Raw genomic sequence first — 26,365 nt, 5'->3', positions numbered from 1 at the left:
GCGGTCGACTCAGCGCTGCCCGCGCACCCGACGCACCGTGTCGCGGTACCACAGCGCGCTGCGCTTCGGCGTGCGGCGCTGCGAGTCGTAGTCCACCCGGACGATGCCGAACCGCTTGTCGTAGCCGTACGCCCACTCGAAGTTGTCCAGCAGCGACCAGGCGAAGTAGCCGCGGATGTCCGCGCCCGCCTGCCGGGCCCGGGCCACCGCCCGCAGGTGCTCGGTCAGGTAGGAGACCCGGTCGTCGTCGGCCACGAACCCGTCGGCGTCCGCCTCGTCGTCGAACGCCGCGCCGTTCTCGGTGATCACCATGGGCACGCCCGGGTAGTCGCGGTGCAGCCGCACCAGCAGGTCGGTGAAGGACTCCGGCACGATCTCCCAGTCCATCGCGGTGCGCGGCAGGTCCCGGCGGACCACCCGGCGCACCGGCTTTCCGTCGTCGTCGCGCTCGCGGCCCTGCTCGTCCACCCCGGAGTGCAGCTGCCCGAAGTAGTAGTTGACCCCGAGCACGTCGATCGGCGTGGCGATGACCTCCAGGTCACCGTCCTGCACCGGGATCTGCACGCCCTCCGCGGCCAGGTCCGCGATCACGTCCTGCGGGTAGGAACCACGCAGCACCGGGCCCAGGTAGAGCCGGTTGCCCAGCCCGTCCGCGGCCCGCGCCGCATCCCGGTCCGCCGCGCTGTCGGTGGCCGGGTCGGCGGTGGCCAGGTTCACGGTCAGGCCCAGCTCGATCGGCGCCTGTGCCGCCGCGCGCAGCCGCTGGGTGGCCAGCCCGTGCCCGAGCAGCAGGTGGTGGGCGGCGGCGATGCCGTCGCCCAGGTTCCGCCGGCCCGGGGCGTGGTCGCCGTACGCGTAGCCGAGCATCGCCGAGCACCACGGCTCGTTCAGCGTGGTCCAGGTGCGGACCCGGTCGCCGAGCGCGGCGAAGACCAGCTCGGCGTAGTCGGCGAAGCGGTAGGCGGTGTCCCGGTTCGGCCAGCCGCCGGCGTCCTCCAGCTCCTGCGGCAGGTCCCAGTGGTAGAGCGTCACCCACGGGTCGACGCCCCGGCCGAGCAGCTCGTCCACCAGCCGGTCGTAGAAGGCCAGCCCGGCGGCGTTCGCCGGTCCGCGCCCGCCCGGCTGCACCCGCGGCCACGCCACCGAGAACCGGTAGGTGTCCAGCCCCAGGTCGGCGATGAGCGCCACGTCCTGCGGCATCCGGTGGTAGTGGTCGCAGGCCACGTCGCCGTGGTCGCCGTTCGCCACCGCCCCCGGGACCCGGCAGAAGGTGTCCCAGATCGACGGGGTGCGGCCGTCCTCGGCCACCGCGCCCTCGATCTGGTACGACGACGTCGCCACCCCCCACCGGAAGGTCGGCGGCAGCGTGTCGATCGGGTCGGCCTGATCGACACTCGGGCGGTTGAGGTCGGTGTCCATGGTTCTCCTCGCGGTAGCGGTGGGCTCGGACTCTTCAGCGGGGCAGGGGGGTGACGGCCGGGTGCAGCCAGCACGCGACCGCCCGCGTCGGATCGTCGACGCCGGGCGGGCCCAGCACCGGCACCCGCTCGTCGCACGGCTCGAACGCCTTGGGGCAGCGCGGGTGGAACGCGCAGCCGGCCGGCATGGCGCGCAGGTCAGGCGGGGAGCCGGGGATGCCGGTCAGCTCGCGGCGCGGCCCGCGCAGCGCCGGGAACGAGTGCAGCAACCCCTCGGTGTACGGGTGCAGCGGCTCCCGGTACAGCCGGGCGGCGGGCGCCTCCTCGACGATCCGGCCGCCGTACATGATGGCGATCCGGTCGGAGAACTCCACCAGCAGCGACAGGTCGTGGGTGATGAACAGCACCGCGAAGCCCAGCCGTTCGCGCAGCTCGGCGAGTTGGCCGAGGATCTGCCGCTGCATCACCACGTCCAGCGCGGTGGTCGGCTCGTCCATGATGACCAGTTGCGGCTCCAACGCCAGCGCCATGGCGATCATGACGCGTTGGCGCATGCCGCCGGAGAGCTGGTGCGGATAGCTGTCCAGCCGGTCGGCGGCGATGCCGACCAGGCGCAGCAGGTCCTTGGCGCGGGCCAGCCGGCCCGCGGCGGTGCTCTTCGGCTCGTGCGCCCTGATCACGTCGAGGAGCTGGGTGGAGACCTTGTGCACCGGGTTGAGCGAGTTCATCGCGCCCTGGAACACGATCGACGTCTCCGCCCAGCGGAACTCCCGCAGCCGGGCCGGGCTGAGCGTCAGCACGTCGACCGGCGGGCCGTCGGCCGGGTGGTAGATCACCTGGCCGCCGCTGACCACGCCGGGCGGGGGCAGCAGCCGGGTCAGCCCGTACGCCAGGGTGGACTTGCCGCTGCCGCTCTCCCCGGCCAGGCCGAGCACCTCGCCGCGGTGCAGCGTCAGGTCGACGTCGCGGACCGCCCGCACCGCGTCCGCGCCGATGCCGTAGTCGACGCAGAGCCCACGGATCTCCAGCACCTTGCCGTTCATGAGATCTGGTCCTTCCGGGTGTCAGGCATCGGCACGGTGGCCGCCTTCGGGGCCAGCACCGGGGTGAAGCCGACCCGCATCCGCACGGTGCGGCCGTCGGCGGTGCGGATCCGGGTCCGGCCGCCGGTGCGCAACCGGGGGCTGACGAACTCGTCGATGCCGAAGTTGATCAGCGCGAGCGCGGTGCCGAGCAGCGCGATGGCCAGCCCGGCCGGCACGAACCACCACCACGCGCCCTGCGCGAGCGCCTGCTGGCCCTGCGCCCAGAACAGGATCGTTCCCCAGTTCCAGGAGCTGACCGAGGAGATGCCGATGAACGCCAGGGTGATCTCCGACATCACCGCGAAGATCACCGTGCCGACGAAGCCGGAGGCGATGATCGCGGTCAGGTTGGGCAGGATCTCGAAGCCGATGATCCGCCAGGTCCGCTCGCCGGTGGCCCGGGCCGCCTCCACGTAGTCGCGGCGACGCAGCGACAGGGTCTGGGCGCGCAGTACCCGGGCCCCCCACGCCCACGAGGTGAGCCCGATGATCAGCGCGACCAGCAGGTCGCCGGCCTGGTCGACGAGCGACGCCACGATGATGATCAGCGGCAGCGCCGGGATCACCAGGAACACGTTGGACAGTGCGGACAGGCTCTCGTCGGCGGCGCCGCCCAGGTAGCCGGCGGTCACGCCGATCAGGATGGACAGGACGGTGGCCAGCACGCCGGCGATCAGCCCCACCACCATCACGCTGCGCGCGCCGACCAGGATCTGGCTGAAGATGTCCTGCCCGAGGTGGGTGGTGCCGAACCAGTGCCGGGTCGACGGCGCCTGGAGCACGTCGGCGCTGCGCGCGTCCGGGTCGTACGGCGCGATCCACGGCCCGATCACCGCCAGCAGCGCGTACACGCCGAGGACGACCAGCCCGGTGGCGGCCTTGGCGTTGGCCACGAAGCGGAACCGGCGTCGCCGGGCCCGGGCCGACGGCTGCGCCATCGCGCCCTGCCCGGGGATGACCTGCTCGATGCTCGACGGGGAGATTGTCATCGGCTCAGCTCTTTCGGGTCCGCGGGTCGAGAAGCAGGTACGCGACGTCGGCCAGCAGGTTCGCCACCAGCACCGAGATCGTGATGATCAGGAAGATGCCCTGCATCAGCGGGTAGTCCTTGCTGCCGACGGCCTGGAAGAGCTGGAACCCCAGGCCCGGGTAGGAGAAGACGATCTCCACCAGCAGCGTGCCGCCGACGATGAAGCCCAGCGACAACGCGAAACCGGAGACGTTGGGCAGCAGCGCGTTGCGGGCGGCGTAGCTGAGCGCCACCCGGCGCTCGGATAGCCCCTTGGCGTGCGCGACGGTGATGTAGTCCTCGCTGGCGACGGTGACCATCATGTTGCGCATGCTGAGGATCCAGCCGCTCATCGACGACACCAGGATGGTCGCCGCCGGCAGGATGCTGTGCTGCAACGCGCTCGGGATGAAGTACGCGTCGAACGCCGGCACCAGCCCTGGTTCGTAGCCGCCGGAGGAGGGGAAGAAGCTGCCCGGCCCGGCGAACAACGCGATCGCCACCAGGCCCAGCCAGAAGTAGGGGATCGAGGAGAGGAACGTGGTGGCCGGCAGCAGCCCGTCGATCCACGACCCGCGCCGCCAGCCCGCGCCGACGCCGAGGGCGGTGCCGAGCAGGAAGCTGACGATCGTGGTGACGCCGACCAGGCCGACCGTCCACGGCAGGCTGCTCCCGATCACCTCGGACACCGGCGCCGGGAAGAACGTGAACGACAACCCCAGGTCGCCGTGCAGCAGTTGGCCCCAGTAGGCCACGTACTGCTCCCACAGGTTGCGGTCGGAGTCCAGCCCGAACAGCACCCGCAGCGACGCGATGGCGTCGGCGCTGATCCGGCCCTGGTTGCGGGAGATCAGCGACTGCACCGGGTCGCCCGGCACGATCCGCGGGATGAAGAAGTTGAGGGTGATCGCCGCCCACGCGGTGAACAGGTAGAAGGCCACCCGTTGCAGCAGGAACCTCATCGGGCCGCCTCCTGCCCGGCGGTGGCGCCGGCCGTCGGGGTCGCCGCGGCGGTTCCGGTCCTCTCGGCCGCGACGGTGGCCGGGTCGAACAGCCAGCACGCCGCCCAGTGCCCGGGCCGGTCGTCGACCGGGATCGGCGGCGGCAGGTCGCTCGCGCACCGGGGCATGGCGTGCGGGCAGCGCGGGTGGAACCGGCAGCCGGCCGGCGGGCGGATCAGGCTCGGCGGCTCCCCGTGACCGCGCTCGGTGGTCGCGGGGGCGTCGGCGCCCGCGCCGGTGATCCGCTCCGGGTCCGGCGCCGAGTCGGTCAACAACCGGGTGTACGGGTGCGCCGGCCGTTGGGTGACCGTCTCGCTGTCGCCGCCCTCGACCATCCGGCCGGCGTACATCACGATGGTGTCGTCGGCGAAGTAGCGGGCCGACGCGATGTCGTGGGTGATGTAGAGGATCGCCAGGTTGAGCCGGTCCTTCAGGTCCTGCAGCAGGTTGAGCACGCCGAGGCGGATCGAGACGTCCAGCATGGAGACCGGCTCGTCGGCCAGCAGCACCTCGGGGTCGGCGCCGAGCGCCCGCGCGATCGCGACGCGCTGGCGCTGGCCGCCGGACAACTCGTGCGGGAACGCGTCCAGGTAGCGCTCCGGCGGGGTGAGGCTGACCCGGGTGAGCAGGTCGGCCAGCGCCTTCTCCAGCCCGTCCGGGCCGGTCCCGGCGTTGCCGTGGATGCGCAGCGACCGGGTGAGGTGGTAGCGGACCGTGTGCACCGGGTTCAGCGAGGCGAACGGGTCCTGCAGGATCAGCTGCACCCGGCGCACGTACGCCCGGAAGCGGCGGCCGCCGCGTACCCGGATCGAGGCGCCGTGCAGCCGGATGTCGCCGCCGGTACGCGGGTAGAGCTGGGCCAGCAGCCGGGCCACCGTGGACTTGCCGGAGCCGGACTCGCCGACCAGCGCGGTCACCCGGCCGCGGCGCAGCGCGATCGAGACGTCGTCGACGGCGTGCACCACCGTCGGGGTCCGGGAGAGGAGGTCGCGCAGCCGCCGGCGGACCGGGAAGTGCTTGGTCAGGCCGACGGCCTCCAGCACCACCTCGTCGGCCGGCGCCGGGGCGCTCTCGGTCGTCGTCATGCCGAATTCCTGTCTGGGGTTGCCGGGGTGAGGGCGGGGTCCGTCGCCCCGGCCGGCGGGCGTGCCGGCCGGGGCGACGGCGCCGGGTCAGCCGGCGGTCGGCTTGAGGTGCAGCACCACGTCCACCGCGTTGGGCTGGGTGGGCTGCAGCGCGCCGTACGGGTTCGAGTCGTCCGGCCAGCCGGTCCAGTTCTTCGCGCTGTAGGCGCCGCCGATGTTGTCAGCGCCGACCGGGATCATCGGCGTCTGCTCGACGAAGATCTTCTGCAGCGTGGCGAGCGCCGCGGTGCGGGTGGCGTCGTCGGTGGCGTTGGCGTAGGAGACCAGGGCGTCGGTCGCCGTCTTGTCGTCGAAGCGGCCGAAGTTGCCGGCGGGCGACGCGGTGCCGATCGGCTTCAGCACCCGACCGTCCATGATCGTCCGGTAGATGTCGTACGGCGTGGCGCCGCTCTCGGTCCAGCGGAAGGTGGCTTCGAAGTTGCCCTGCTCCACGTTGCGGAACCAGGCGTCCTGGTTGGCCTTGTCGATGGTCGCCGCGATGCCGATCTTGGACAGGTTGTCCTTCACGATCTCCAGGCTGGTCTGGTAGTCGGACCAGCCGGCCGGGTCGGTCAGCTTGATCGTCACCGGCTTGCCGGTCTTGTCCTTGAGCGTGGTGCCGTCGAGCTTGTAGCCGGCGCCGGTGAGCAGCGCCTTGGCGCCCTCGACGTCGACCTTGTGCTCCTGCCCCTTGTACTCGGGCGCGATGAACGAGTCACCGGCCGGGCTGGGCAGGCCGGTCACGCTCTTGACCTCGGGGTGGAAGTAGGCCGCCTCGGCGGTGGTGAAGATGTCGGCCCGGTCGACCACCATGTTCATCGCCTTGCGCAGCGTCGGGTCGTCGAACGGCTTCTTCGTGGTGTTCAGGTAGAGGCCGTGGATGCCCAGCACCGGCGGGGCCCACACCTTGTGGTTCTTCTGGTCCTTGGCCACGAACACGGTCTGGTAGTTGGGGATGAAGACGAAGCTCCACTCCGACTCGCCGTTGGCCAGCGCCGTGGTCTGCGCGCTGTTGTCGGTGTACGAGGTGAAGCGCAGTTCCTTCACCTTCGGCGCGTCCTGCCAGTAGCCCTTGTCGCGCACGGTCAGCGTGGTGGTGGCCGGGGTGAACGACTTGAGCGTGTAGGGGCCGCTGCCGACCGGCTGCTTCACCGGGTCGGTGGTCGGGTCGGCGATCTTCTCCCAAAGGTGCTTGGGCACGATCGGCACCCGCCACAGCACCTTCTGCTGGTTGACGAACTGCGGGCTGGACATGGTGATGGTGACGTCGTTGCCGCTGGCGGTCGCGTCGGTGTAGGGCACGCCCTGGTCGTTGAGCGCCGGGAACTTCTTGACCAGGTTGTAGGTGAACGCGACGTCCTCGGCGGTGACCTTCTGCCCGTCGGACCAGGTGGCGTTGTCGCGGACGGTCACCTTGACCGACTTGTAGTCCGCGGACCACTCGGCCTTGGTGGCCAGCCACGGCTTGAACGGCTCGGCCGGCTTGACCGGGTTCCACATCATCAGCGGCTCGTAGATCTGCCACCGGTAGCCGAGCGACGCGGCGGCCGAGGTGGTGAGGAACGGGTTGTTGTTCTCCGCCTGCGGGCCGTTGGGCATGCCGACGTTCAGCACGGTCGCGGCCTGGCCGCTCTTCTTGTTGGCGTTCGGGCTGTCGCCGCAGGCGGCGACCGTGGTGGTGACCATCGCGCCGGCCAGCGCGACGGCGAGGAGTTGCCTTCTTCTCATGGAGGTCTCCCTCGGTGGTCCCGCGTGTCCTCGGGCGGGATGTGGTGGATGGAGGGTGTGCGGTGGTGCACCGGCGGGCTGGCTGCCCACCGGCGGGGTCGCCGGGTGCGGCGGGGTGGCGCTCAGGTGACGCGGGTGGAGGCGCGGGCGGCGAAGCCGGTCGGGATGACGGTCGGGGTGTCGGGCAGCGGTGTGCCGGTGAGGTGGGCGATGAGGAGTCGGGCCGCGGCCGTGCCCATCTCCCGCAGCGGCTGGTGCACCGAGCTCAGCGGGGGATGGGTGTGCCCGGCGAGCGGCAGGTCGTCGAAGCCGACCACCGCCACGTCCTGCGGGACGCGCCGTCCGGCGTCGCGCAGCGCCTGCAACGCGCCGGCGGCGGAGAGGTCGTTGTGCGCGAAGACCGCGTCGAACGGCACGCCGTCGGCGAGCAGCCGGCGCACCGCCGCGCGCCCGCACTCGAAGGTGAAGTCGCCCTCCACGACCCGTTCCGGCGCGATGGGTACGCCGGCGTCGGCGAACCCGCCGGCGAAGCCGGCGAGCCGCTCCCGGGTGCAGCCGAACCGGCGCAGGCCGGTGATGACCAGCGGCCGTCGGCGGCCGAGGGACAGCAGGTGCGCGGCGGCGGCCCGGGCGCCGTCCTCGTTGGTGGTCCGCACCGACGGGAAGCCGGGCTGGTGACCGCGGTCGTCGATGAGAATCACCGGCAGGCCGCGCCGGTGCAGCCCGGTGATGTAGTCGAGGGTGCCCTCGGGTTCGACCACGAGCAGGCCGTCGAAGGACTTGGCGGAGACCTGGGAGGCGAACCGCCGCATCGACTCGTCGCCGTGGGTGCAGGTGAACAGCAGCATGCCGTAGCCCTCGGCCTCGACCGCGTCGGCCGCGCCCTGCAGCACCTCGCCCATCCAGGGCCAGGTCAGCGCCGGCACCAGCATGCCGACCACCCGGGTGCGCCCACGCGCCAGCCCGACCGCGCGGGCGCTCGGCACGTAGCCGAGGTCGCTGATCACCGCGCGGACCCGGTCGGCGGTGCGGATGTGCACCTCGCCCTTGCCGTTGAGCACCCGCGAGACGGTCGTCTTGCTCACCCCGGCCCGGGTCGCGACGTCGGCGATGGTGATCGGCACGTGACGCTCCCGGGTCGCAGGGATGAGGAGGGTGTTTCGGAACCGGTTGCGGTAGCGGTTCCGTGGCAGTCAACCGAAGTGGCGCCGGTCACGTCAATAACGGGCCGGTAACGAAACATGGCTAAGTTCGACCCTTGAAAAAAGCGGCCGGGCAGCGGATGTGTCGATCAAGCCGGTGAGCAGCGTCAATGTGGTCGGACGCGGTAAATCCGATGTGGACGGACGTCAGGTCCGCGCGTACACGTCGCCGGCGTTCGCCTCGTGCGGCAACGCGTCCAGGTACGCCGCCACGTCCGCCGCCGGCCGCCAACTCGGCAGGGCGAACGTCATCTCGTCGCCGAGCGCCACGGTGAACGCGGTGAAACCGAGCGCGGTGAGCCGGTCCAGGCAGCGTCCGGCCAGTTCCCGGGCGATGGTGGTGAACTCGAACGACAGCGCCGGCACCGGCCGGCTCAGCCCGGCCAGCACGGCGTCCTCGAAGCCCTCCACGTCGATCTTCACGAAGGCCGGCACGCCGTATGCGTCGATCAGCGCGTCCAGCGTGGTGCCGGCGACCTCGATCTCGCCGTCCCAGGTCTCGCCCTCCCAGCCGGCGGCGTGCCCGGCGGCCCGGACGAACCCGGGGGAGGCGGTGGAGACGGTCGGGTTGGCGGAGTTCACGTGCAGCCGCACCGGTGCGGCGTTCCGTCCGCAGGCCGCCTCCAGCACCGTCACCGCGTCGTCGCCGTCGTGCAGCGCGCGCAGCACCCGGGCGCACAGCGGTTGCGGCTCCACCGCCACCACCCGGGCGCCGAGCCGGCGGAAGCTGGCCAGCCGGTCGCCCACGTGCGCGCCGACGTCGAGGACCAGGTCGCCGGCGCGGACCAGCGGCGCGTAGAACGCGTCGAGCGCCGCCTCGCGCACCGGATCGCCGTGGTAGAAGTCCAGCGAACGGCGCAGGCCCGACATCGCCGGATCCGCCTTGAGCGCCTCGATCACCCCGTCCCGACCCCCACCCCACCGACGGTAGCCACCCGTCGTCGGACGCGAGCCGTATTCGCCCGCCCGGGCACCACGCTATCCTCCTAGGATGCTTTAGCGGGCGTGACCGCGGTGACGCTCCCGGCAACAGGTGGTCGGCCGCGGCGGATCGGAATCCGCGGCGGCCGACCCTTCGGGTGAACTGCCTGTCGAGCTGATGTCGACAACGACTCAACCGGCGGCGCTCCGGCGGTCCGGCCGTCCGGGCCGCCGATGTCCGCCGTCGACCGACACCCCGGGCGGCCGAGTCGTTTCTGTCGACCGACCGCGGAGGCCCGAGCACTTCTGTCGCCCGACCGCAGGCGGCCGAGTACTTTCTGACGACCGCCCCCGGGGGGCGGCCCGAGTCGTTTCTGACGTCAGCTCGACAGGCGCCAGGAGGAGGGTGGCCGACCGTCGGGTGCGGCCGGGTCAGGGAGTCTCGACGACCTCCTGGCCGAGCGGCCAGAGCGCGGCCGGGACCAGCTTGAAGTTGGCCACCCCGAACGGGATGCCGATGATCGTTACGCAGAGCGCGACCCCGGCGAGGATGTGCGACAGGGCCAGCCACCAGCCGGCCAGCACCACCCAGAGCACGTTCGCCAGGCCGGACGGGACGCCGGCACCCGGCTTCGGCACCAGCGTGCGGCCGAACGGCCAGAGCGCGTACGAGGCGAGGCGCAGCGAGGCGACGCCGAACGGGATGGTGACGACGAGGACGAAGCAGATCAGGGCGGCCACGCCGTAGCCCAGGGCCAGGACGAAGCCGCCGCCGAAGACGAGCCACAGCAGGTTCAGCAGGAAGCGGATCACCACTCCATGGTGCCTGCCACCGGCAAGTGCCCAGAAGGCCCGGACGTTCCCGGCTAGCGTCGAAGCCGCGGCCCGGCCGCCCGCCCGGAAAGGAGCACACCGTCGTGGGACCCTCGACCGAAGGCGTCACCCGCACCGAGTTGCAGCGCGCTCACGCCGAGGTGCCGGGCCGGCTGATCGTGCAGACCCTGTTCCGGATCCCGGTCGGCCACGAGTCGGGACGGCACAGCCACCCCGGCGAGGAGGTCGGCTACCTGATCCAGGGCGACATCGTCATGGAGTTCGACGACCGGCCCGCGCTCACCGTCGGCGCCGGGGAGCCGTTCCTGATCCCGCCGGACGTCGTGCACAACGCCCGCAACATCGGCGACGTCGAGACCCGGATGCTCTCCTCCTACTTCGTGGACGACGGCCGGCCCCTGGTCACCCCGCGCTGAGCTCGGGCCGCCCCGGCGGTGCCAGCAGGGCCGCCACGGCGTGGGCGGTGTCCGGGTGCGCGGCCAACAGCGGCGAGCCACCGCCGCCGCCGGGCGCACCAGGCTGAGCGGGGGAGCGCCACGGCGCGTCGCAGCCGAGCAACGCGGCCACCGCGTCGACCGCCGCCGGGTGCGCGACGAGCAGCCCGTGCGCCCGCCCCGGGCCGGCGGCCGGCGACCCGGCTGGGGGCGAGACCGGCGCGGCGGGCGGGGCGGCCCATGGGGGTGTCCAGCCGTCCAGCGCCGGCAACGTGGCGGGGAAGGTGCGTTCCGCCTCGCGGACCAGCAGCGGCACCAGCTCCGGGCCGTGTTCGCGCAGCGTCGTGATCAGGGTGGGCAGCCAGGGCAGCAGCACCGGGTCGGGCAGCCGGGCGAATGCGGCGGACATGGTCTCGACCACGAACGGCGCCAGCCCCGGCACCGGGTCGAGGGCGTGCACGAACCCGGAGAGGTAGTGCGGGAACGCCGGCACCACCAGCGGGTTTGCCAGCAGGTCGGCGCAGCGCTCGCGCAGGTGCGCCAGCGGCAGCAGGCCCAGGTGGTGGCGGGCGGCCCAGAGCAGCGCCAACTTGGCCGGCGCCTCGGGGTGGGCCTGGGCGACGGCCAGCTCGAGCTGCGACCGGTCACAGCCCAGAGACAGGGCGAGGCTCTCCAGGTGGAACAGGAAGCCGAGCATCGCGCCGACCTGGCGGACACCTGTCGTCTCGTCGACGAACGCGGTGGGCAGCAGCGTGCAGTAGTGGGCGTAGCCGGTGGTGACGAACGCCTGACACCAGGCGGGCAGCGCCGGTGCGGTGGTGCGGTGGTGCGCGAGCAGCCGGCGGATGCGACGCAGCACCTCCGGCGCGTCGTCGACGGTGCGTTCGGTGGCGAGCAGTTCCACCGCCCGCGCACCGAGTTCGTCGACCAGGCGCGGGCTGTCCAGCAGGCGGATGGCGTCCTCGACGGCGGCGAGCGCGCGGGCGGCGGTGGCGTCCGGGCCACGCACCGCTCGCCGCAGCCGCTGCTCCAGCACCTGCTCGACGGTGACGCCCTCGTAGCCCAGCTCGATGAGCGCGCGCTGGTTGCGGCCGAGGGCGAGGTCCCAGCTCTCCTGGGTGGAGCGGTGGCCGAGGCGACGCTCGCCCATGATCGGGCGCACCGCGTCGGCGGGCAGCAGGTGTCGCAGCATCCAGAGCAGGTCGGAGCAGGCTTCCAGCGCCGGGTCACCGCGCAGGTCGAGCAGCGCGCGTTGCACGGTGCGCCGTTCCAGGTCGAGGCCGAGCGGGCGGAGCCGGTCGAGGACGTCGCGGGCCAGCGGCGGCAGGGAGTCGTAGCCGACCTGGCCGATCCGGTCGCCGCCGAGCAGGATCTCGCAGAGCCGGCGGACGTCGCGCCGGCCGGGCACCACGTCCTTCTCGATGCAGGTGACCGCGGCGTCGGCGAAGTCGTACGGCGTGGGTCGGGCCCGGTTGCGCAGGTTGGCCAGCAGGATCGAGGTCTCGAACACGGCGATCGCGTCGGCGGTGCTGGCCAGGTAGCCGTTGCGTCGGGCGAGCCGGACGATGTCGACGCACCAGCCACGCAGCTCGGCCTCGTCCAGCTCGTCGAGCGCGGGCGGCGCGGCGAGGAAGCCGGTGAGCCGGTCGGTGGTCGCGTCGGGCGGGGCGGGCGCGGTGACGGCGCGGTGGCGGCGCCCTTTCTTCCCGGTCTGCTGCCCGGCCAGCCGGAACGGCGTGACGCGGGTGCGGCCGAGCGCGGCGGTCCAGTTGGCGGCGGCGATGGAGACGGTGCCGGGAGCGAGCCCGAACTGTGCCTCGATGGCGGAGTGGCTGGACGGGATGAGGCCGTAGCGCCAGCGGGTGCCGGTGCGGGGGCTGATCGGGAAGTCCGGCGCGGTGGAATCGAGGCCGAACTGTTCGACGCGGCTGGCGGCGTGGAACGCGCCGCAGACGTAGAGGCAGTCGGCGGGGTCGGCGCCGGTGGCGGCGAGGTGCTGGCGCATCCGGGTCCACATGTGGCGCTCGCGGTCCTCGTCGCGGTCGTCGCGGGCGGACCGGCTCGGGCGCAGCCGGCGGAACAGGCTGCCGATCAGCACCATGACCTGCCGGTAGGTGTCGTGGTCGGCGTCGGCGAGGGGGCGTTCGACATATTGCTCCCACCACTCCGACCAGTGCCGGACCTTGCCGTGGTGCAGCAGGTAGGACTCCAGTTCGGCGAAGCGGGGGCGCAGGTCGCCGATCTCCACGCCGACCGCGTCGCCGTGCAGGGCGGCGTCCTCGTCGGCGGACGAGGCCGGGTGGGGGCCGGCCGGTTGGTCGTCGCGGGGGGCCCACTGGTAGACGTGGTCGGTGGAGCGGTCCACCAGCACCAGCTCGACGCCCGGGGTGTCCAGCGCGTACGCGATGGCCTGGTATTCCGCGGAGGCCTCGGTGACGGGCGCGATGACGCTCAGCGGGCTCCACTCGGCGGGGAAGCCGTCGAGTTCGGTGGCGAACGCCTGCACGGCCACCGGCAGGCGGCAGTTGCGCAGCTCGTCGAGGAGGGGCCGGAGGTCCTCGCAGAGTTCGAGATAGATGACCCGGGGTGGGCGGGCGCGCAGCCGTCGGGCCATGGCCAGCGCGGACGCGGGGGAGTGGTGGCAGACGGGGAAGATCTCCAGCCGTTCGCCGAGCGCACGGTCGACGTCGTCGACCATGCCGGCGAGGATCCCGGCGAACGCGTCGGGTGAGCCGGCGAACGCGGCGGCGGCGTCGGTGAGCTGCTCGCGCAGCGCGCCGAAGAGGCCGGTCGGGGCGGGCGCGGTCATGCCAGCGACGCGATCGCCTGGCGACCGCCGTCGAGGAAGCCGTCCCAGTCGCCGCCGTCGGCCTTGGCGCGGGGCTCGACGACGCCGTGCAGGTATTTGTTGAGGATGGCCAGGTCCTCCGGGCTGCGGCGGGCCAGCGAGCCGACCAGGGAGCCGGCGAGGGTCGCCGCGCGCAGCGTACGGTCGCCGAAGAACTGGCTGTGCAGGACGGCGTCCTCCAGCACACCGATCTGCTCGGCGGTGGACAGCGCCGACTCCAGCTTCTCGTCGTCGCTGGTGGCGGCGGACGCGGCGGCGCGCAGGTCGGCGAAGCTCTGCAGCAGGATGTCGAGCAGGGTGGGGGGCACCTCCAGCTCGATGCGGTGCCGGCGCAGCAGCTCCTCGGTGCGGAAGCGGACGATCTCGGCCTCGCTACGCTTGTTGGTCACCACCGGGATGCGGACGAAGTTGAACCGCCGCTTGAGCGCGGAGGACAGGTCGTTGACGCCGCGGTCGCGACTGTTGGCGGTGGCGATGATCGAGAAGCCGGGCTGGGCGAAGACGATGTTGTCGTGGTCCAGCTCCGGGATGGAGACGTACTTCTCGGACAGGATCGAGATGAGCGCGTCCTGCACGTCGCTGGTGGAGCGGGTCAGCTCTTCGAAGCGGCCGATGACGCCCTGTTCCATGGCGGTCATGATCGGCGAGGGGATCATCGACTCGCGGGACTGGCCACGGGCGATGACCATGGAGACGTTCCAGGAGTATTTGATGTGGTCCTCGGTGGTGCCCGCGGTGCCCTGCACGACGAGGGTGGAGTTGCGGCAGATCGCGGCGGAGAGCAGCTCGGCGAGCCAGCTCTTGCCGGTGCCGGGGTCGCCGATGAGCAGCAGGCCGCGGTCGGAGGCGAGGGTGACGATGCTGCGTTCGACGAAGCTGCGGTCGCCGAACCACTTCTGCGGGATCTCCCGGTCGAGGCTGTCGGCGCGTTCGGAGCCGAGCACGAACAGTCGGACCATGCGCGGGCTCAGTCGCCAGGAGAACGGCTTCGGCCCGGTGTCGACGGATTCCAGGTAGGCCAGCTCGTCGGCGTACTTGACCTCGGCGGGGGCGCGGAGCATGTCGGACATCAGGGGTGCTCTCCTAGGTGAGGAAGTTCTTGAGCTCGGTGACGAGCTTGCGGATGTGGCCGGAGATGACGGGCGTGCCGAGGTCCTTGAAGCGCTGCCGGAACCAGGGGTTGACGCTCTGGTGGCCGGAGCTGTTGACCGAGCCGACGGGGATGAACTTCACTCCGGAGCGGTGCACGGCCTCGATGCCGTCGAAGAGTGGTTGCGAGCGGTCGAACTCGTAGAAGTCGGAGATCCAGACCAGCACGGTGTTGCGCGGTTCGACGATCTTGGGGCGGGCCAGGGCCATGGCGACCGGGCCGTCGTTGCCGCCGCCGAGGTTGGTGCGCAGCAGCACCTCGAACGGGTCGTGGACCCAGGGGGTGAGGTCCAGCGCCCGGGTGTCGTACGCGATCAGGTGCACGTCGACCTTGGGCAGCCCGGCGAAGATCGAGGCCAGGATGGTGCAGTTGACCATCGAGTCGACCATGGAGCCGGACTGGTCGACGACCACGATGAGTCGGGCCGGGGTGGTGCGGCGGGCGGTCTGCCGGTAGTAGAGCCGGTCGACGTAGAGGCGCTCGTCGTCCGGGCTCCAGTTGGTGAGGTTCTGCCAGATCGTGCGGTCCAGGTCGAGGTTGCGGAAGACCCGCTTGGGCGGCACCGACCGGTCGACGGCGCCGACGGTGGCCTGGGCCACCTGGGTGCGCAGCACCTCGGCGACCTGGTCGACGTAGCGGCGGATCAGCGACTTGGCGTTGGCCAGCGCCACCCCGGACAGGTTCGCCTTGTCGCGCAGGAGTTGCTCGATCAGCGACATGCTCGGGGTGAGCCGGGCGGCCAGTGCCGGGTCGGCGAGCACCTCCCGCAGCCGCATCCGGCGGACCAGGTCGCCCTCGAGGCCGGCGAGCGTGGCGCCCAGGCCGGCGCCGTCGCGGCGCAGCTCGCCGGGGGCGACGCCGCACGCCTGCTCGAACCAGCCGGCGTCGGCCTGCCAGCGGGCCAGTTGCCCGGCGCTGACCTCGCCGGTGCCGGTGGCGAGCACGTTGAGCAGCAGTTTGGACGCCAGCGCGGCGCGGCGTACCTCGGCCTCTGCCGGGTGGAACGGCTCGGCGCCGGTCGGGGTCTCCCGGTCGGCGGCGAGCAGGTCTCGCAGCTCGTCGGCGAGCGCCGGGAAGCGCTGGACGACGGTGTCGACGGAGACGGTCGGGTCGAGCAGCGCGGCGGGCAGGCCGAGGTCGTCGACCACGGCGACGCTGGCGGACTCCAGCGCAGGCTGCTCGTCGGGGCTGAACAGGCGGGCGAGCAGGCGCCAGTAGAGCACCTGGCGGCGGTTGGCGTGGGCGCGGTCGTCGTCGGTCATCGGCGCAGCAACCGTCCCGCGCGCTCGCGCAGCACGGCCACCGCGTCGCCCGCCCTGGCCTCGGCCTTGGCGGCCTTCGCGTCGGTGACGCCGCACGCCCAGTCGCCGTTGTGCGCCTCGACGGCCTGCCGCTTGACGGTGGCCCGCACGGCGAGCGGTTGCAGCAGCCAACGGTCGTCGTCCCAGCGCAGCAGGCCGAGGCAGGCGGTGGCGGCGGCGAGCAGCGCCGGGGTGAGCGGACCGGCAGCCGGCAGCCGGTCGGTGGCCAGCGGAACCGATCGGCCGTCGAGGTCGACCACCAGGTCGCCGGCGGCGTCCCGGACGACCCGACCCTCGACGAGGACCGGCTCGGCGATCGCGGCGGGGTGGCGCTGCAGCGGCGGGGTCGCGGCGGCGGACGCGCCGGCGAGCAGCACCCGGGCCGTGGCGAACGGGTCGGCCGGCTCGGCCAGCTCCGCGCGTGCGTCGACCCAGTGCAGGTCGCCGCCGTACGCCGGCAGGTCGGTGACGGTCATCGCCCGCCGCTCGGCGAGCGCCTTGAGCAGCACCGGATAGGCCTCCAGCAGCCGCCAGCCGGCCGGGCCGACGATGGTGGCCACCTTCGCCGCGCCCACGGTGACCCGGACCAGCCGGGGCGTGCCACCGCCGGCCGGTTCGAGCAGCGCGTGCAGCTGCGCCTGGAACGCGGTGTCGTGCTCGTGCACGTCGAGGCCGAGCGGCAGCAGCCGGCCGGACACCTGCTCGGGCGCCGTGGCCTCGGCGGCTGCGGCGCCGGCGGCGAGCAACACGCCCCGCGTCCACAGGTCGGCCCAGCGGCGGGCGGGCAGCCGCGCCGGGTCGGTCACCGGCAGGCCGGCGCGCAGCTCGGCGGCGAGACCGTCGAGCAGCACCGCGAGGCGGCGCAGCGCCGGCGCGGCGAGCGCGGTCTCCACCGGCGCGGCGGCGCCGGAGAGCAGTTCGTGGTCGGCGCCGCGCCAGCCGGCGAGCGTCAGCTCGTGCAGCCAGGCCCGGGCGCCGGCGCGGGCGGGCGCGGCGTCCGCCGGCCTGCCCACGGAGGCCTCCTCCGGCGGGGTGCCGGCGGAGGTGACGCCCGGCGGCGCGTCGGTGGTGGCGTCCGGCGGGGTGCCGGCGGAGGTGACGCCCGGCGGCGCGTCGGAGGTGACGACCGTCGGAATGCCGGTCGCGGCGGCCCATGGGACGCGGGACCGGTGCAGGGCGGTGTCGAGCCGGTCCAGTAGCGCGTCGTGGACGGCGCCGAGCAGCGCGGCGCGGGCACCTGCGAGCACGGCCAGGTGCTCCTCGGTGAGCCCGCCGGTGGTCGCGGCGCGCACCGCCTCGCCGGCCCGCTCGGCCAACGGCGTGCCACCGACCGCCTCGGCCAGCGCCGCCCAGGCGGCCGCGTCCGGTTCGGCGACGCGGGCCAGGCCGCGGGTGAGCGTGTCGTCGATGCCGTCGACGACGGCGAGTGCCTCGGCCAGCCCGGCCGGTGCGTCGTCATGGAGCTGGGTGAGCTGTGCGGCGAGCATCAGCGCACCCCCGCCGTGGCCGGGAACCAGTGCAGCTCGGGCACCGGCGTGGCGCTCGGCGGCACCTCCAGGTAGGCCAGGTGGCGCAGGAAGCGGCTGAACACCACCGCCGCCGGGCCGGGCTCGTGCCGCGCCTCGGTGCGGGCCAGCAGGTCGGCGCCGCCGTCGACGCCGTCGCCGACGTCGATGCGCAGGTAGCGGGCGACCTGGTCGACGCCGTACTGCAGCACGGCCTCGTCGGCGAGCGCGTGCAGGTGCTTGCAGAGCAGGCTGCCGCGCAGGCCGCCGCAGGGCCGGTTGTTGTTGGTGCTGCAGTTGACCGCGTGGCTGCCGGCGGTCACCGAGGAGACGTAGACGCGCTCCACGTCGGAACCGCTGGACACCACCCCCTGCAGCCGCCCGTCGGCCAACTCCACGAAGGGCACCTTGGCCAGCTTGCGGGCGCGCGCGGGGGGTGCGACCCGCAGCACGCTCCGCCGTCGCCAGGAGGCGTCCGTCGGCTCCGTCATCGTTTCGACCTCCCCGCCGGCGGCCGGCGCCGGGCACGCCGGAACGCCGTCGCCGGCCCGTGATCCGTGCCGCTGTGACGACAAGGATCATGGACCACGGGTACGACAGGAGCGCGCCGGCCTCACCCGGCGTCGAGCGCCACCAGCCGGGTTCGCAGCTCGACCACGACCGGGTGCTCCGGCACCAGGGCCGCCAGGGCGTCGGCGAGCGCCCGGCCCGGTGCCAGGTGCCGGTGGTCGCGCAGCGTGTCGAGCGCGGCGAGCAGCTCCAAGCGGGCCGGGCCGGGCCGGGTCAGCTGCTCGCGGACGCGCATCGGCAGCCGCGCGTACGCCTGGGCGCGGAACGCCGGGTCGGTCATCCCCGGCACCGCGAGCAGCAGGTCCACCAGCTCGGCGTCGGCGCCGGTCGACGGCGCGTCCCCGCCGGCGCGCGGCCGGGGGAGCGGGGTCGCCGGTGGTCGGTCGTCGGCGCGGGCCAGGCGCAGCAGCTCCTGGCGCAGCACGACGTAGGACCGGTGCGCCGGCGAGTCGGGCTGGACGATCGTGAAGTGGTCGCCGGGCAGCACGCCGGCGTCGGGGAACACGCTGCGGGCGGAGGCCGGTGGCACCACGGCGTCGCTCTCGCCCGCGAACGCCAGCACCCGCGTCGACGGCTCGGCCGTGTGCACGATCCGGTGCAGCACGGCGCGCTGGGCGTCGAGGACGGCGGCGTTCAGCGGCCGCAACTGCCGCTCCTGCGGGTTGGCGCGCAGCAACGCCCGGCGCGCGGAGAGCCCGAGGTCCGAGCCGGCGGTCGGGCAGGCGTACATCAGCAGCAGACGGATCCGGGCCAGGTCGGCGTCGTCGTCGGTGAGCATCCGGGCCAGCGCCCGCTGCGCCACCAGGCCGCCCTGGCTGTGCGTGACGAGCGCCAGCCGGGGCCGGTCGGCCAGGTCGTGCCGCAGGAACGTGCGCAGCCCGTCGGCGACCTCGTCGAACGTCGGCACCTGCCGCAGCGGGTGCCAGGACAGCAGCGAGGTGGCGTATCGGTACGCGTGCGTCTCGACGTCGTCGAGCGCGGGATCGGCACGGATCAGGTCGCGGAACGCCGTCCACACCCGATCCGAGGACAGGAAGCCGTGGACGAACACCACGGTGGTTCTGGCCACGACGTCACGCTAGCATCGCGCCGCACGGGGGCGGGGCGGCGCGGGTTGCCGCGCCACGCGGCGATTCTTCGGCCCACCGACCGTCCCGGAGGCCCGCCACTATGGATAATGACTCCCCGTGAATCAACCGTACGCTGTCGACGTCGACTCGGAGCTGATCGATCTCAACCCCGTCGATCTCGCCCTGCTTCCCGAGCTTGACCAGGAGATTCTCGGCCCCGTGATGGGCCGGTTGCTGCGCCGTGTCGACGATCCCGAGAGCATCACCAGTGGTTACAATCCGCAACGACTCGACTGATCTCGCCCACCCGGGTGGAGGAAGCATGACCGTCACGCAGCCGACGGACGAGCTGGTCCGGCACCGGCTCGCCCGCCACCACTTCGGGGTCCTGGCGGCCGGCGGCGGCGACGCCGACACCGTCGAGGAACTGCTCGCCGCCGAGCACAGCTGGCGGCTGCTGCAGTTGCGCGCCGTGCTCGACGCGGTGGCCGGCACACCGGAGGTGGCGGGTCCGCTGCCGCCGGTGGCCGAGGCGTGGGCGCTGCTGGTGGCGGCGCAACGCCGCGCCCCGGCCGAGGTCGACCGGCTGGTCGCGCATCCGCACGTCGGCACCTGGGCCGGTTACGTGCTGCGCCGGCTGCGCGGCTCCACGGTCACCGCCGACGGCCCGCTCTGGGTGGACCTCGGCTATCTGCACGCCCTCGCGGCCGTGGCCGGCCTGCGCGCCGGCCTGTCGTTCGCGTTGCGGGTGCCGGTCCGCGACGGCTTCGCCGCGCTGCCCACGCTGGGCGGTGCGGTGCTGCCGGCGACGCGGCGGTGGACGGTGGCCGAGGTGGCCGGCGCCGACGGCGGGGCGACCGTCTCGCTGGAGGGTCACCGGGTCGCCTTCGACGCCGCGGGCGGCGGCGCCGACGGCTGGTTCGCGCTGCCCACCGTCCGGGCCGAGGCCGGCGGCCAGACGCTGACGGTCGGCCTGGACTTCCTCGACCCGTACCGCAACCTGCGCAGCCCTACCCCGCCGGACCTGGACACGGTCGCGGCCATCGACCGCTGGCGGACGCTGCTCACCGAGGCGTGGGAACTGCTCGTGCGGGTCTGCCCGGAACGCGCGGCGCCCATCGGCCGCGGCCTGTTCTCGGTGGTGCCGCAACGCCCGGCGGAGCGGTTCCGCACCATGAGCGCGTCGGCCGGGGACGCCTTCGGCAGCATGCTCATCTCGGAACCGGAGGACGCGCCGGAGCTGGCGGTGACGCTGGTGCACGAGTTCCAGCACATCAAGCTCGGTGGCCTGCTGCACCTGACGCCGTTGCTGACCGCCGAGCCGCCGCACCGGCTCTACGCGCCGTGGCGGGACGACCCGCGCCCGCTGGGCGGCCTGCTGCAGGGCGTGTACGCGTTCGTCGGCATCACCGAGTTCTGGCGGGCGTACCGTCCGGTGGCCACCGGCGTCGGGGGGCCGGTGGCGCACTTCGAGTTCGCCAGGTGGCGGCGGCAGGTCGCCGCGACGCTGGAGATGCTGCGTGCCCGGCCCGAGTTGACCGACGTCGGTCGGCACCTGCTCGACGGGCTGGCCGGCACCGCGGCCACCTGGTGGTCCGAACCGGTGCCGGCGGAGGTGCTCGCCGCGGCCGACGCGGCGGTCGACGACCACCGGGCCCAGTGGCGGCTGCACCACCGACACCCCGACCCGGCGGTGGTGCGGGTGTTCGCCGAGGCGTGGCAGGCCGGCGCGGCCCGACCCGCCGTGGACTACCCCGATCCGCCGGTCGTGGCGGACGCCGCCGCGCGGCGGCTCGACACCCGGGCGGTCCTGCTGCTGTGGCGGCTCACCGACCCGGAGGGCTTCGAACGGCTGCGCAAGGACCCGTCGGCGGTCGGTGAGCGGGTCACCGGGGCGGGACCGGCCGACCTGGCCTACGCCGCCGGCGATGCCGTGCAGGCGCACCACCTGCATCTCGGGGAGCTGGCCGGCGGCTCGGACACCCCGTCGGCGTGGGCCGGGCTGGCGTTGACCAGCGCCGCCCTGGGGCTCGACGAGGCGGCGGCGGCGCTGCGGAGCCGGCCCGAACTGGTCCGCGCCGTGCACCGCCGGCTCGCCGACGCGACACCGACCGACCCGGTGGACCTGGCGGCCTGGATCGGGCCGGCGCCGACCGCCGGATGAGCCGCCCGCCCCGGTGGCGGTACGCGAGCCGCCACCGGGCCGGGCCGGCTACAACGGCATCGGGTCGAGGTCGCAGTCGCCCCGCACCGCCGGGTCCAGGCCGGCGCGGGTGGCCGGGTGGGCGTCGCCGAGCGTCCGGTGGAACGCCGGCACGATCTCGTCGAGCAGCGCCCGCCCCTCCGCCACCCGGTCCAGCGCGATCAGGTCCATCGCCAGGTTGCCCAGCGCGATCAGTGTGGTCGGGTGCTCCGGCCCGAACACCTCCCGCGCCCGGTCCACTGTCGCCCGGTCCAGCTCGTACGCGGCCCCGTGGTCCTGAAGCACGTAGAGGTCGTTGCCGAGGTTGATCGAGGCGGCCAGCACCAGCGGGTGGTCCGGGCCGAGGCGGCGGGTGAGCACCGCCAGACCGGACTCGTTGACCGACCGGGCGAGCCCGGCGTCGCCGCGCAGCCGGTGCACGATAGCGGCGTTCGCCCGGGCCGCCACGGTGTAGGGGTGGTCGTCGCCGAAGAGCCGCTGGTAGCTCTCGCCGATCTCCTCGCTGAGCCGGGCCGCGGCCGCCAGGTCACCGGTGGCGCGCAGGTCGACGGCGAGACCGAACGCGGCGAGCAGGGTGTCCGGGTGGCCCTGGCCGTAGCGGGCGGCGAAGCCGTCGCGTACCTCCTGGGAGAGGGCGCGGGCGGTGACGTGGTCGCCGGCCTTGCGCACCGCGGAGGCCAACCGGCGCCGCGCCAGCAGCGTCTGGGTCTGCGCGCTGCCCCAGACCAGCGGCAGCCGGTCCACCACGTTCTGCATCTCCGCCCGGGCGGGCAGGTATTCGCCCAGCTCGCGCCGGTCGATGATGAGGTTGAGGTGGGACTCCAGGGTCTGCGCGTGGTCCTCGCCGAACAGCAGCACCCGGTGCGCGTAGGTGGACCGGTCGACCGCGAAGGCCCGTCGCATGTCGCCGGTCAGGCGCAGGCTGACCGCGAGGTTGTGGGCCGCGTTGAGGGTGCTCGGGTCGTCCTCTCCGAGCAGCACCACGTGCCGGCGGTAGACGTCCTCGTCGATCTCGAGCGCCTGCGCGAAGTCGCCGGCGACGCGCAGGTCGGCGGCGACCGCGCCGAGCGCGCTGAGCAACTCCTCGGTGTCCTCGTGACTGGCGCTCTCGTGGGCCCGCAGGATCCGGGTGTTCAGCTCGGCGGCCTCGGAGTGCCGGCCGAGGCGGTAGAGCATGAAGCCGAGCCACTGGCCGATCCGCAGCGTGGTCGGGTCGGTCTCCCCGAGCCGCTGCCGCCAGGTGTCGTAGGCGTGCCGGGACAACTCCAGCGACGCCTCCATGTCGCCCCACCAGTAGAGGTAGCGGGCCTCGTTGTAGATGAGCTGGTGCACCCAGCCCTGGGCGGACTCGACCGCCCCGGAGACCAGCACGTGCGGGTAGAGGTCGGCGTAGCTCGGCCAGTTGGCCGGCGTGTCCGGGTCGTTGCGGTCGCCGGTGGCGAGCAGCCGGTGGGCGCTGGCCCGCATGGCGTCGCGCTCGGCGGTGTTCATCCGGTCCAGCAGCACCGCCTGGATCAGGCGGTGCATCTGGATCGAGTTGGTCCGGTGGATCACCCGGGCCAGCGCGTACCTGTTGATGTCGCGGATGGCCCGGCCCAGCCGCATCGGGTCGCGCAGCGCGCCGTTGAGCTCGGGGTGGATGTCGGCGTTCTGCGCGCCGCTGAACAGCGTGCGGGGGATGGGCTCGGGGGCCAGGAAGGAGCACACCTGCAGCAGCCGGAAGGCGGCCGGGTTGGCGACCACCAGCCGGTCCAGCGAGACGTTCCAGGCGGCGGCCACGGGGAGCTGGTAGTCCATCGGCGGGGCCTGTTCGAGCAGCTCGACGCGCTTCTCCTCGAACACCCGCAGGTATTCCTCGGCCGGCATGCCGGTCTCGGCACGCCAGGCGGCCGCCTGTTCCAGGGCCAGCGGCAGGTCGCCGAGCGCCTCGGCCAGCCGGTCGGCCTGCTCGTCGGTGAGTTCCGGGCCGCGCCGGCGCAGCAGCTCGACGCTCTCGGCGCGGGTGAAGACGTCCACCTCGAGGGTGCGGGCCATGGTGGCCCACTGCGGATTACGCGAGGTGATCATGATGCTGCCGGAGCCGCCGGTGGGCAGGTAGGGCAGCAGCACCTCCGGGCTCTCCGCGTTGTCGAAGATCAGCAGCCAGCGCGGGTAGGGCCGGCCCGTCCGCAGCGCCTCCTGCACCGCCAGCCGGGCGCTGCCGATGTCCGGTCCGGCGGTCAGGTTCATCCGGTGGGCCAGCTCGACCAGCGAGGCGCCGATCTGGGTGGCGCGTTCGGCCGGGATCCACCAGATCAGGTCGTACTCACCCTGGTGCTGGTAGACGTATTCCACGGCGAGGTGCGACTTGCCCACGCCGCCCATGCCGTGCAGGGCGTGCGGCAGCACCGCCGTGGCGCCGCCCTGGATCTGCCGGTGCAGCATGGCCAGGTGGTCGGCGCGGCCGGTGAAGTTCGGGTTGCGCGGCGGGACGTTGCCCCAGACGGCGGGAGTCCGGCCGGGGGTGCTGGCGTCCACTGGGGTCGTCGACAATCCGGCTCCTTCAGCGGGGACGCTACGGGGGACGTCGGCTTCTTCGCCTCCGTCCATGATGACATTCGTGCCCCGCGATGCGGGAGTGTCGCGGACGTCGCGTTCGTCCGGCGTGTCCCGCTCCAGCGCGCTCCGCAGCCTGCGGGCCCGCCCCAGGTAGCGGCCGGAGAGCGCGCGCAGCACCGCCACCTCGACCTCCGCGGCCGGGCCGGGCCGGTCCAGTGGCGTGCCGTCCGGGTCGGACAGCACCGGCCCCCACGCCGCCAGCTCCGGCCGCTCCGGGCCGAGACGCGCGGCGAGGGCGCGCAGGATCCGTACCGTCTCCGCCCGCCGGCCGATCGCCAGCAGCTCCTCGCGCACCCCGGGCCGGAAGTCGAGGCCGAGCTGCCGCGGCCCCGGCCCGACCAGCGGACCGGTGAGCAGCTCGGCGAGGTGCACGTCGCCGGCCTCGGGCACCGCCTCGTCGCGGACCGCCGCGATGGCCGCCGCGTCCAGCGGAGCGGCGGCCAGGCCGGTGGCCAGCCGCAGCGCCGCCGGGGACGCCCAGGAGACGAACTCGCGCACCGCCGCCGCCGGATCCCACCGCCCGGGGGTACGCCGCTCGGCCAGGTGCGGCGGCCGGGCGTACGCCAGGACGGCGGGCAGGTCGACCCAGCGCGGGTGCCGGCCGGCGACCAGGTCCACCCAGGCGGCCAGCCAACGGGGTCGCAGCTCCACCACCGGCACCGGCACCGCGTCGGGGTCGGCCGGGCGGCCGGCGTCGGTCCACGCCCGCAGCGGGTCCGGCTGCCGCCACCACAGGCGGGAGTTCGGCGCGCCGGCCCGGGGCGCCCGCAGGCCCAGGCGTTGCGCGGCGAGCCCGCCGCGGTGCCACATCTGCTGCGGCAGCAGGTGCACCACCGCCACCGGCTGGCGGCGCGCCCACGCGTGCAGGTGCGGCAGGGCCGCGCCGCTGCGCCAGGCCGGGGCGGCCCCGTCGGAGAGCACCAGCACGATCCGGTGCCGGCGCACCGCGGGCAGTCCCGCCGCGGCGGGCACGGCCGGGCCGCGCCGGCTGCGGCGCAGCAGGACCTCCTCGGGGCTCGTCCCGCCGGTGGCGAGGTGGCACACGCGCACGTCGTGGAAGGCCAGGTGCCGGCGCAGCAGGGTGGTGAAGGTCCGTACCCGGGTCGACCAGACCGTCATCGAGGGGTGCTCGTCCACGACCAGCACCACGTCCCAGCGGGCCCGGGCCGCCCGCCGCAGCACCGGCCGGACCAGCCCCGCCTCGGCCTGGGCGGCGGTGGCCTCCTCGTCGTACACGAACAGCTCCCGCGGCGAGACCAGCCGCCGGAACGGACGCAGCACGTCGGCGAGCGACTCCTCGCCGGCGGCCGCGGCACCGGATTCGGCCGGGCCGGCGGGGGGCCGGGCCGGCAGGATCATTCCGGGTCCGCCGTCGGCCCGCCGCGCCACAGCACCTCGGCGAGGCGGTCCCAGTCCGCGGCGTCGTCGGCGTCGGCGGCGGCGAGCTGGACCGCGTCGAGCAGCTGGTCGAGGGTGGGCGCCTCGGGGCCGTGTCGCCGGTCCAGGTACGCCCGGACCAGCCCGGCGGCGCCCGCCGGGCGCTCGGCGAAGTGCGCGTCCACCATCCGCAGCAGCGCCGCCTCGTCCGGGTCGGCCAACCGCAGCCGCAGGCAGTGGCGCAGGAACGCGGGTGGGAACACCCGGTCCTCGGTGCAGGTCATCACCACCAGCGGGAACTCGTGGCAGCGGACGCGCCCGCCGCGCACCGTGGCCCGGCCGCCCGGGTCGGCGGTGTGCACGGTGACCTCGGGGCTGCCCCCCGCGGCCCGGACCAGCTCCGGGATGTCGAACCCGCCGTCGTCGAAGACGGTACGCAGTTGCTGGGGCAGGTCGATGTCGCTCTGGTCCAGCTCGTCGACGAGCAGCACCCGGGGGGTGCGGTAGGGCAGCAGCGCGGTGCCCAGCGGCCCGAGGCTGAGGTGCTCGCCCAGCTCGTCGCCGACCGAGCGGTCGTGACTCCGGCCGGCGCGTACCCGCCCGAGCGGGTCGTGCTGGTAGAGGCCGGCGCGGACGGTGTCGTGGGCGGACACCGGCCAGTGCAGCACCCGGCCCAGGCCGAGTTCCCGGGCGATCCGGTAGGCCAGGCTGGACCTGCCCGACCCGGCGCGGCCGGTGACCAGCAGCGGGCGGCGCAGCAGCAGCGCCGCGTTCACCACGTCCACCTCGCGGGGGTCCGGGCCGGCGGGCGCGGTCGCCGCGCCGAGCCGCCGCTGAAGGTCCGGGTCCTCGGTGGGCGCCGGTGGCTCGTCCGGCCCGCCGTCGAAGGCGCGCCAGCGCGGCGGCGCCGGCCAGCGCCGGTCGCGCTCCGCCGGGTCGAGCGGCTCCCCGGTGCCCCGGTAGACGCGCCACCCGGCGGCCCGCGGG

19 protein-coding genes are annotated in these 26,365 nt (G+C 73.9%); 3 read left to right on the top strand and 16 right to left on the bottom strand.

The annotated features are described in order from the left end of the window. Positions 1-9: 9 nt before the first annotated feature. The 9 genes from O7598_RS14755 to O7598_RS14715 form a co-directional block, all read right to left on the bottom strand. On the bottom strand, positions 10-1,419 hold the full coding sequence (locus O7598_RS14755; protein WP_269691915.1) for a GH1 family beta-glucosidase: 1,410 nt from the start codon (positions 1,417-1,419) through the stop codon (positions 10-12). Positions 1,420-1,453: 34 nt separating this feature from the next. After that, positions 1,454-2,461 (bottom strand): ABC transporter ATP-binding protein, encoded by a 1,008-nt coding sequence (locus O7598_RS14750; protein WP_269691914.1) that lies wholly within the window; start codon positions 2,459-2,461, stop codon positions 1,454-1,456. Then, positions 2,458-3,492, bottom strand: a complete 1,035-nt coding sequence (locus tag O7598_RS14745; RefSeq protein WP_269691913.1) for an ABC transporter permease — start codon at positions 3,490-3,492, stop codon at positions 2,458-2,460. Before O7598_RS14745 ends, O7598_RS14750 begins: the two co-directional genes overlap by 4 nt. 4 nt (positions 3,493-3,496) lie before the next feature. Then, positions 3,497-4,474, bottom strand: coding sequence for an ABC transporter permease (locus O7598_RS14740; RefSeq protein WP_269691912.1), 978 nt, complete (start codon positions 4,472-4,474; stop codon positions 3,497-3,499). Next, the gene (locus O7598_RS14735; RefSeq protein WP_269691911.1) at positions 4,471-5,598 is read right to left on the bottom strand and encodes an ABC transporter ATP-binding protein; all 1,128 of its coding nucleotides are present in this window, start codon (positions 5,596-5,598) and stop codon (positions 4,471-4,473) included. Before O7598_RS14735 ends, O7598_RS14740 begins: the two co-directional genes overlap by 4 nt. Positions 5,599-5,685: 87 nt before the next feature. Then, positions 5,686-7,365 carry an ABC transporter substrate-binding protein gene (locus tag O7598_RS14730; protein ID WP_269691910.1) on the bottom strand — a complete coding sequence of 560 codons (1,680 nt, stop codon included), beginning with the start codon at positions 7,363-7,365 and terminating at the stop codon, positions 5,686-5,688. A gap of 122 nt (positions 7,366-7,487) precedes the next feature. After that, positions 7,488-8,489, bottom strand: a complete 1,002-nt coding sequence (locus O7598_RS14725) for a LacI family DNA-binding transcriptional regulator (RefSeq protein WP_091057417.1) — start codon at positions 8,487-8,489, stop codon at positions 7,488-7,490. 225 nt (positions 8,490-8,714) lie between these two features. After that, complete coding sequence (locus O7598_RS14720) at positions 8,715-9,437, bottom strand: FkbM family methyltransferase (protein WP_269694871.1); 723 nt, start codon at positions 9,435-9,437, stop codon at positions 8,715-8,717. A gap of 483 nt (positions 9,438-9,920) precedes the next feature. Then, a complete protein-coding gene (locus tag O7598_RS14715; RefSeq protein ID WP_269691909.1) occupies positions 9,921-10,301 on the bottom strand; it encodes a YccF domain-containing protein in 381 nt (126 codons plus the stop codon). Positions 10,302-10,405: 104 nt separating this feature from the next. Between O7598_RS14715 and O7598_RS14710 the strand changes: the two genes are divergently transcribed. Then, entirely contained in the window at positions 10,406-10,738 is a 333-nt protein-coding gene (locus tag O7598_RS14710; RefSeq protein ID WP_269691908.1) for a cupin domain-containing protein, read from the top strand. On the opposite strand, the gene O7598_RS14705 is transcribed toward O7598_RS14710, so the two are convergent. From O7598_RS14705 to O7598_RS14680, 6 genes are all read right to left on the bottom strand, one after another. Continuing rightward, positions 10,725-13,565 carry a DUF5682 family protein gene (locus tag O7598_RS14705; protein WP_269691907.1) on the bottom strand — a complete coding sequence of 947 codons (2,841 nt, stop codon included), beginning with the start codon at positions 13,563-13,565 and terminating at the stop codon, positions 10,725-10,727. The genes O7598_RS14710 and O7598_RS14705 overlap by 14 nt on opposite strands. After that, the gene (locus O7598_RS14700; protein WP_269691906.1) at positions 13,562-14,674 is read right to left on the bottom strand and encodes an ATP-binding protein; all 1,113 of its coding nucleotides are present in this window, start codon (positions 14,672-14,674) and stop codon (positions 13,562-13,564) included. Before O7598_RS14700 ends, O7598_RS14705 begins: the two co-directional genes overlap by 4 nt. A 13-nt stretch (positions 14,675-14,687) precedes the next feature. Then, positions 14,688-16,016: a VWA domain-containing protein gene (locus tag O7598_RS14695; protein ID WP_269691905.1), complete on the bottom strand. Its 1,329-nt coding sequence runs from the start codon at positions 16,014-16,016 to the stop codon at positions 14,688-14,690. Further along, positions 16,013-17,542, bottom strand: coding sequence for a hypothetical protein (locus O7598_RS14690; protein WP_269691904.1), 1,530 nt, complete (start codon positions 17,540-17,542; stop codon positions 16,013-16,015). Before O7598_RS14690 ends, O7598_RS14695 begins: the two co-directional genes overlap by 4 nt. Further along, complete coding sequence (locus tag O7598_RS14685; RefSeq protein ID WP_269694870.1) at positions 17,542-18,012, bottom strand: hypothetical protein; 471 nt, start codon at positions 18,010-18,012, stop codon at positions 17,542-17,544. The genes O7598_RS14690 and O7598_RS14685 overlap by 1 nt, the downstream gene beginning before the upstream one ends. 161 nt (positions 18,013-18,173) lie before the next feature. Then, entirely contained in the window at positions 18,174-19,199 is a 1,026-nt protein-coding gene (locus O7598_RS14680) for an esterase/lipase family protein (RefSeq protein ID WP_269691903.1), read from the bottom strand. Between the two features lie 118 nt (positions 19,200-19,317). Between O7598_RS14680 and O7598_RS14675 the strand changes: the two genes are divergently transcribed. Both O7598_RS14675 and O7598_RS14670 read left to right on the top strand, forming a co-directional pair. After that, the gene (locus O7598_RS14675; RefSeq protein ID WP_269691902.1) at positions 19,318-19,497 is read left to right on the top strand and encodes a hypothetical protein; all 180 of its coding nucleotides are present in this window, start codon (positions 19,318-19,320) and stop codon (positions 19,495-19,497) included. 25 nt (positions 19,498-19,522) lie between these two features. Further along, positions 19,523-21,364 carry an HEXXH motif domain-containing protein gene (locus O7598_RS14670; protein ID WP_269691901.1) on the top strand — a complete coding sequence of 614 codons (1,842 nt, stop codon included), beginning with the start codon at positions 19,523-19,525 and terminating at the stop codon, positions 21,362-21,364. Positions 21,365-21,412: 48 nt separating this feature from the next. On the opposite strand, the gene fxsT is transcribed toward O7598_RS14670, so the two are convergent. Next, positions 21,413-26,350: an FxSxx-COOH system tetratricopeptide repeat protein gene (fxsT, locus tag O7598_RS14665; protein ID WP_269691900.1), complete on the bottom strand. Its 4,938-nt coding sequence runs from the start codon at positions 26,348-26,350 to the stop codon at positions 21,413-21,415. Positions 26,351-26,365: the final 15 nt, after the last annotated feature.

It is taken from the genome of Micromonospora sp. WMMC241 (assembly GCF_027460165.1).
In the GTDB taxonomy this organism is placed as follows: Bacteria; Actinomycetota; Actinomycetes; order Mycobacteriales; family Micromonosporaceae; genus Micromonospora; species Micromonospora humi.
Note: the sequence above shows the minus strand (reverse complement) of the source record. Positions and strands in the feature narration are given on the sequence as shown.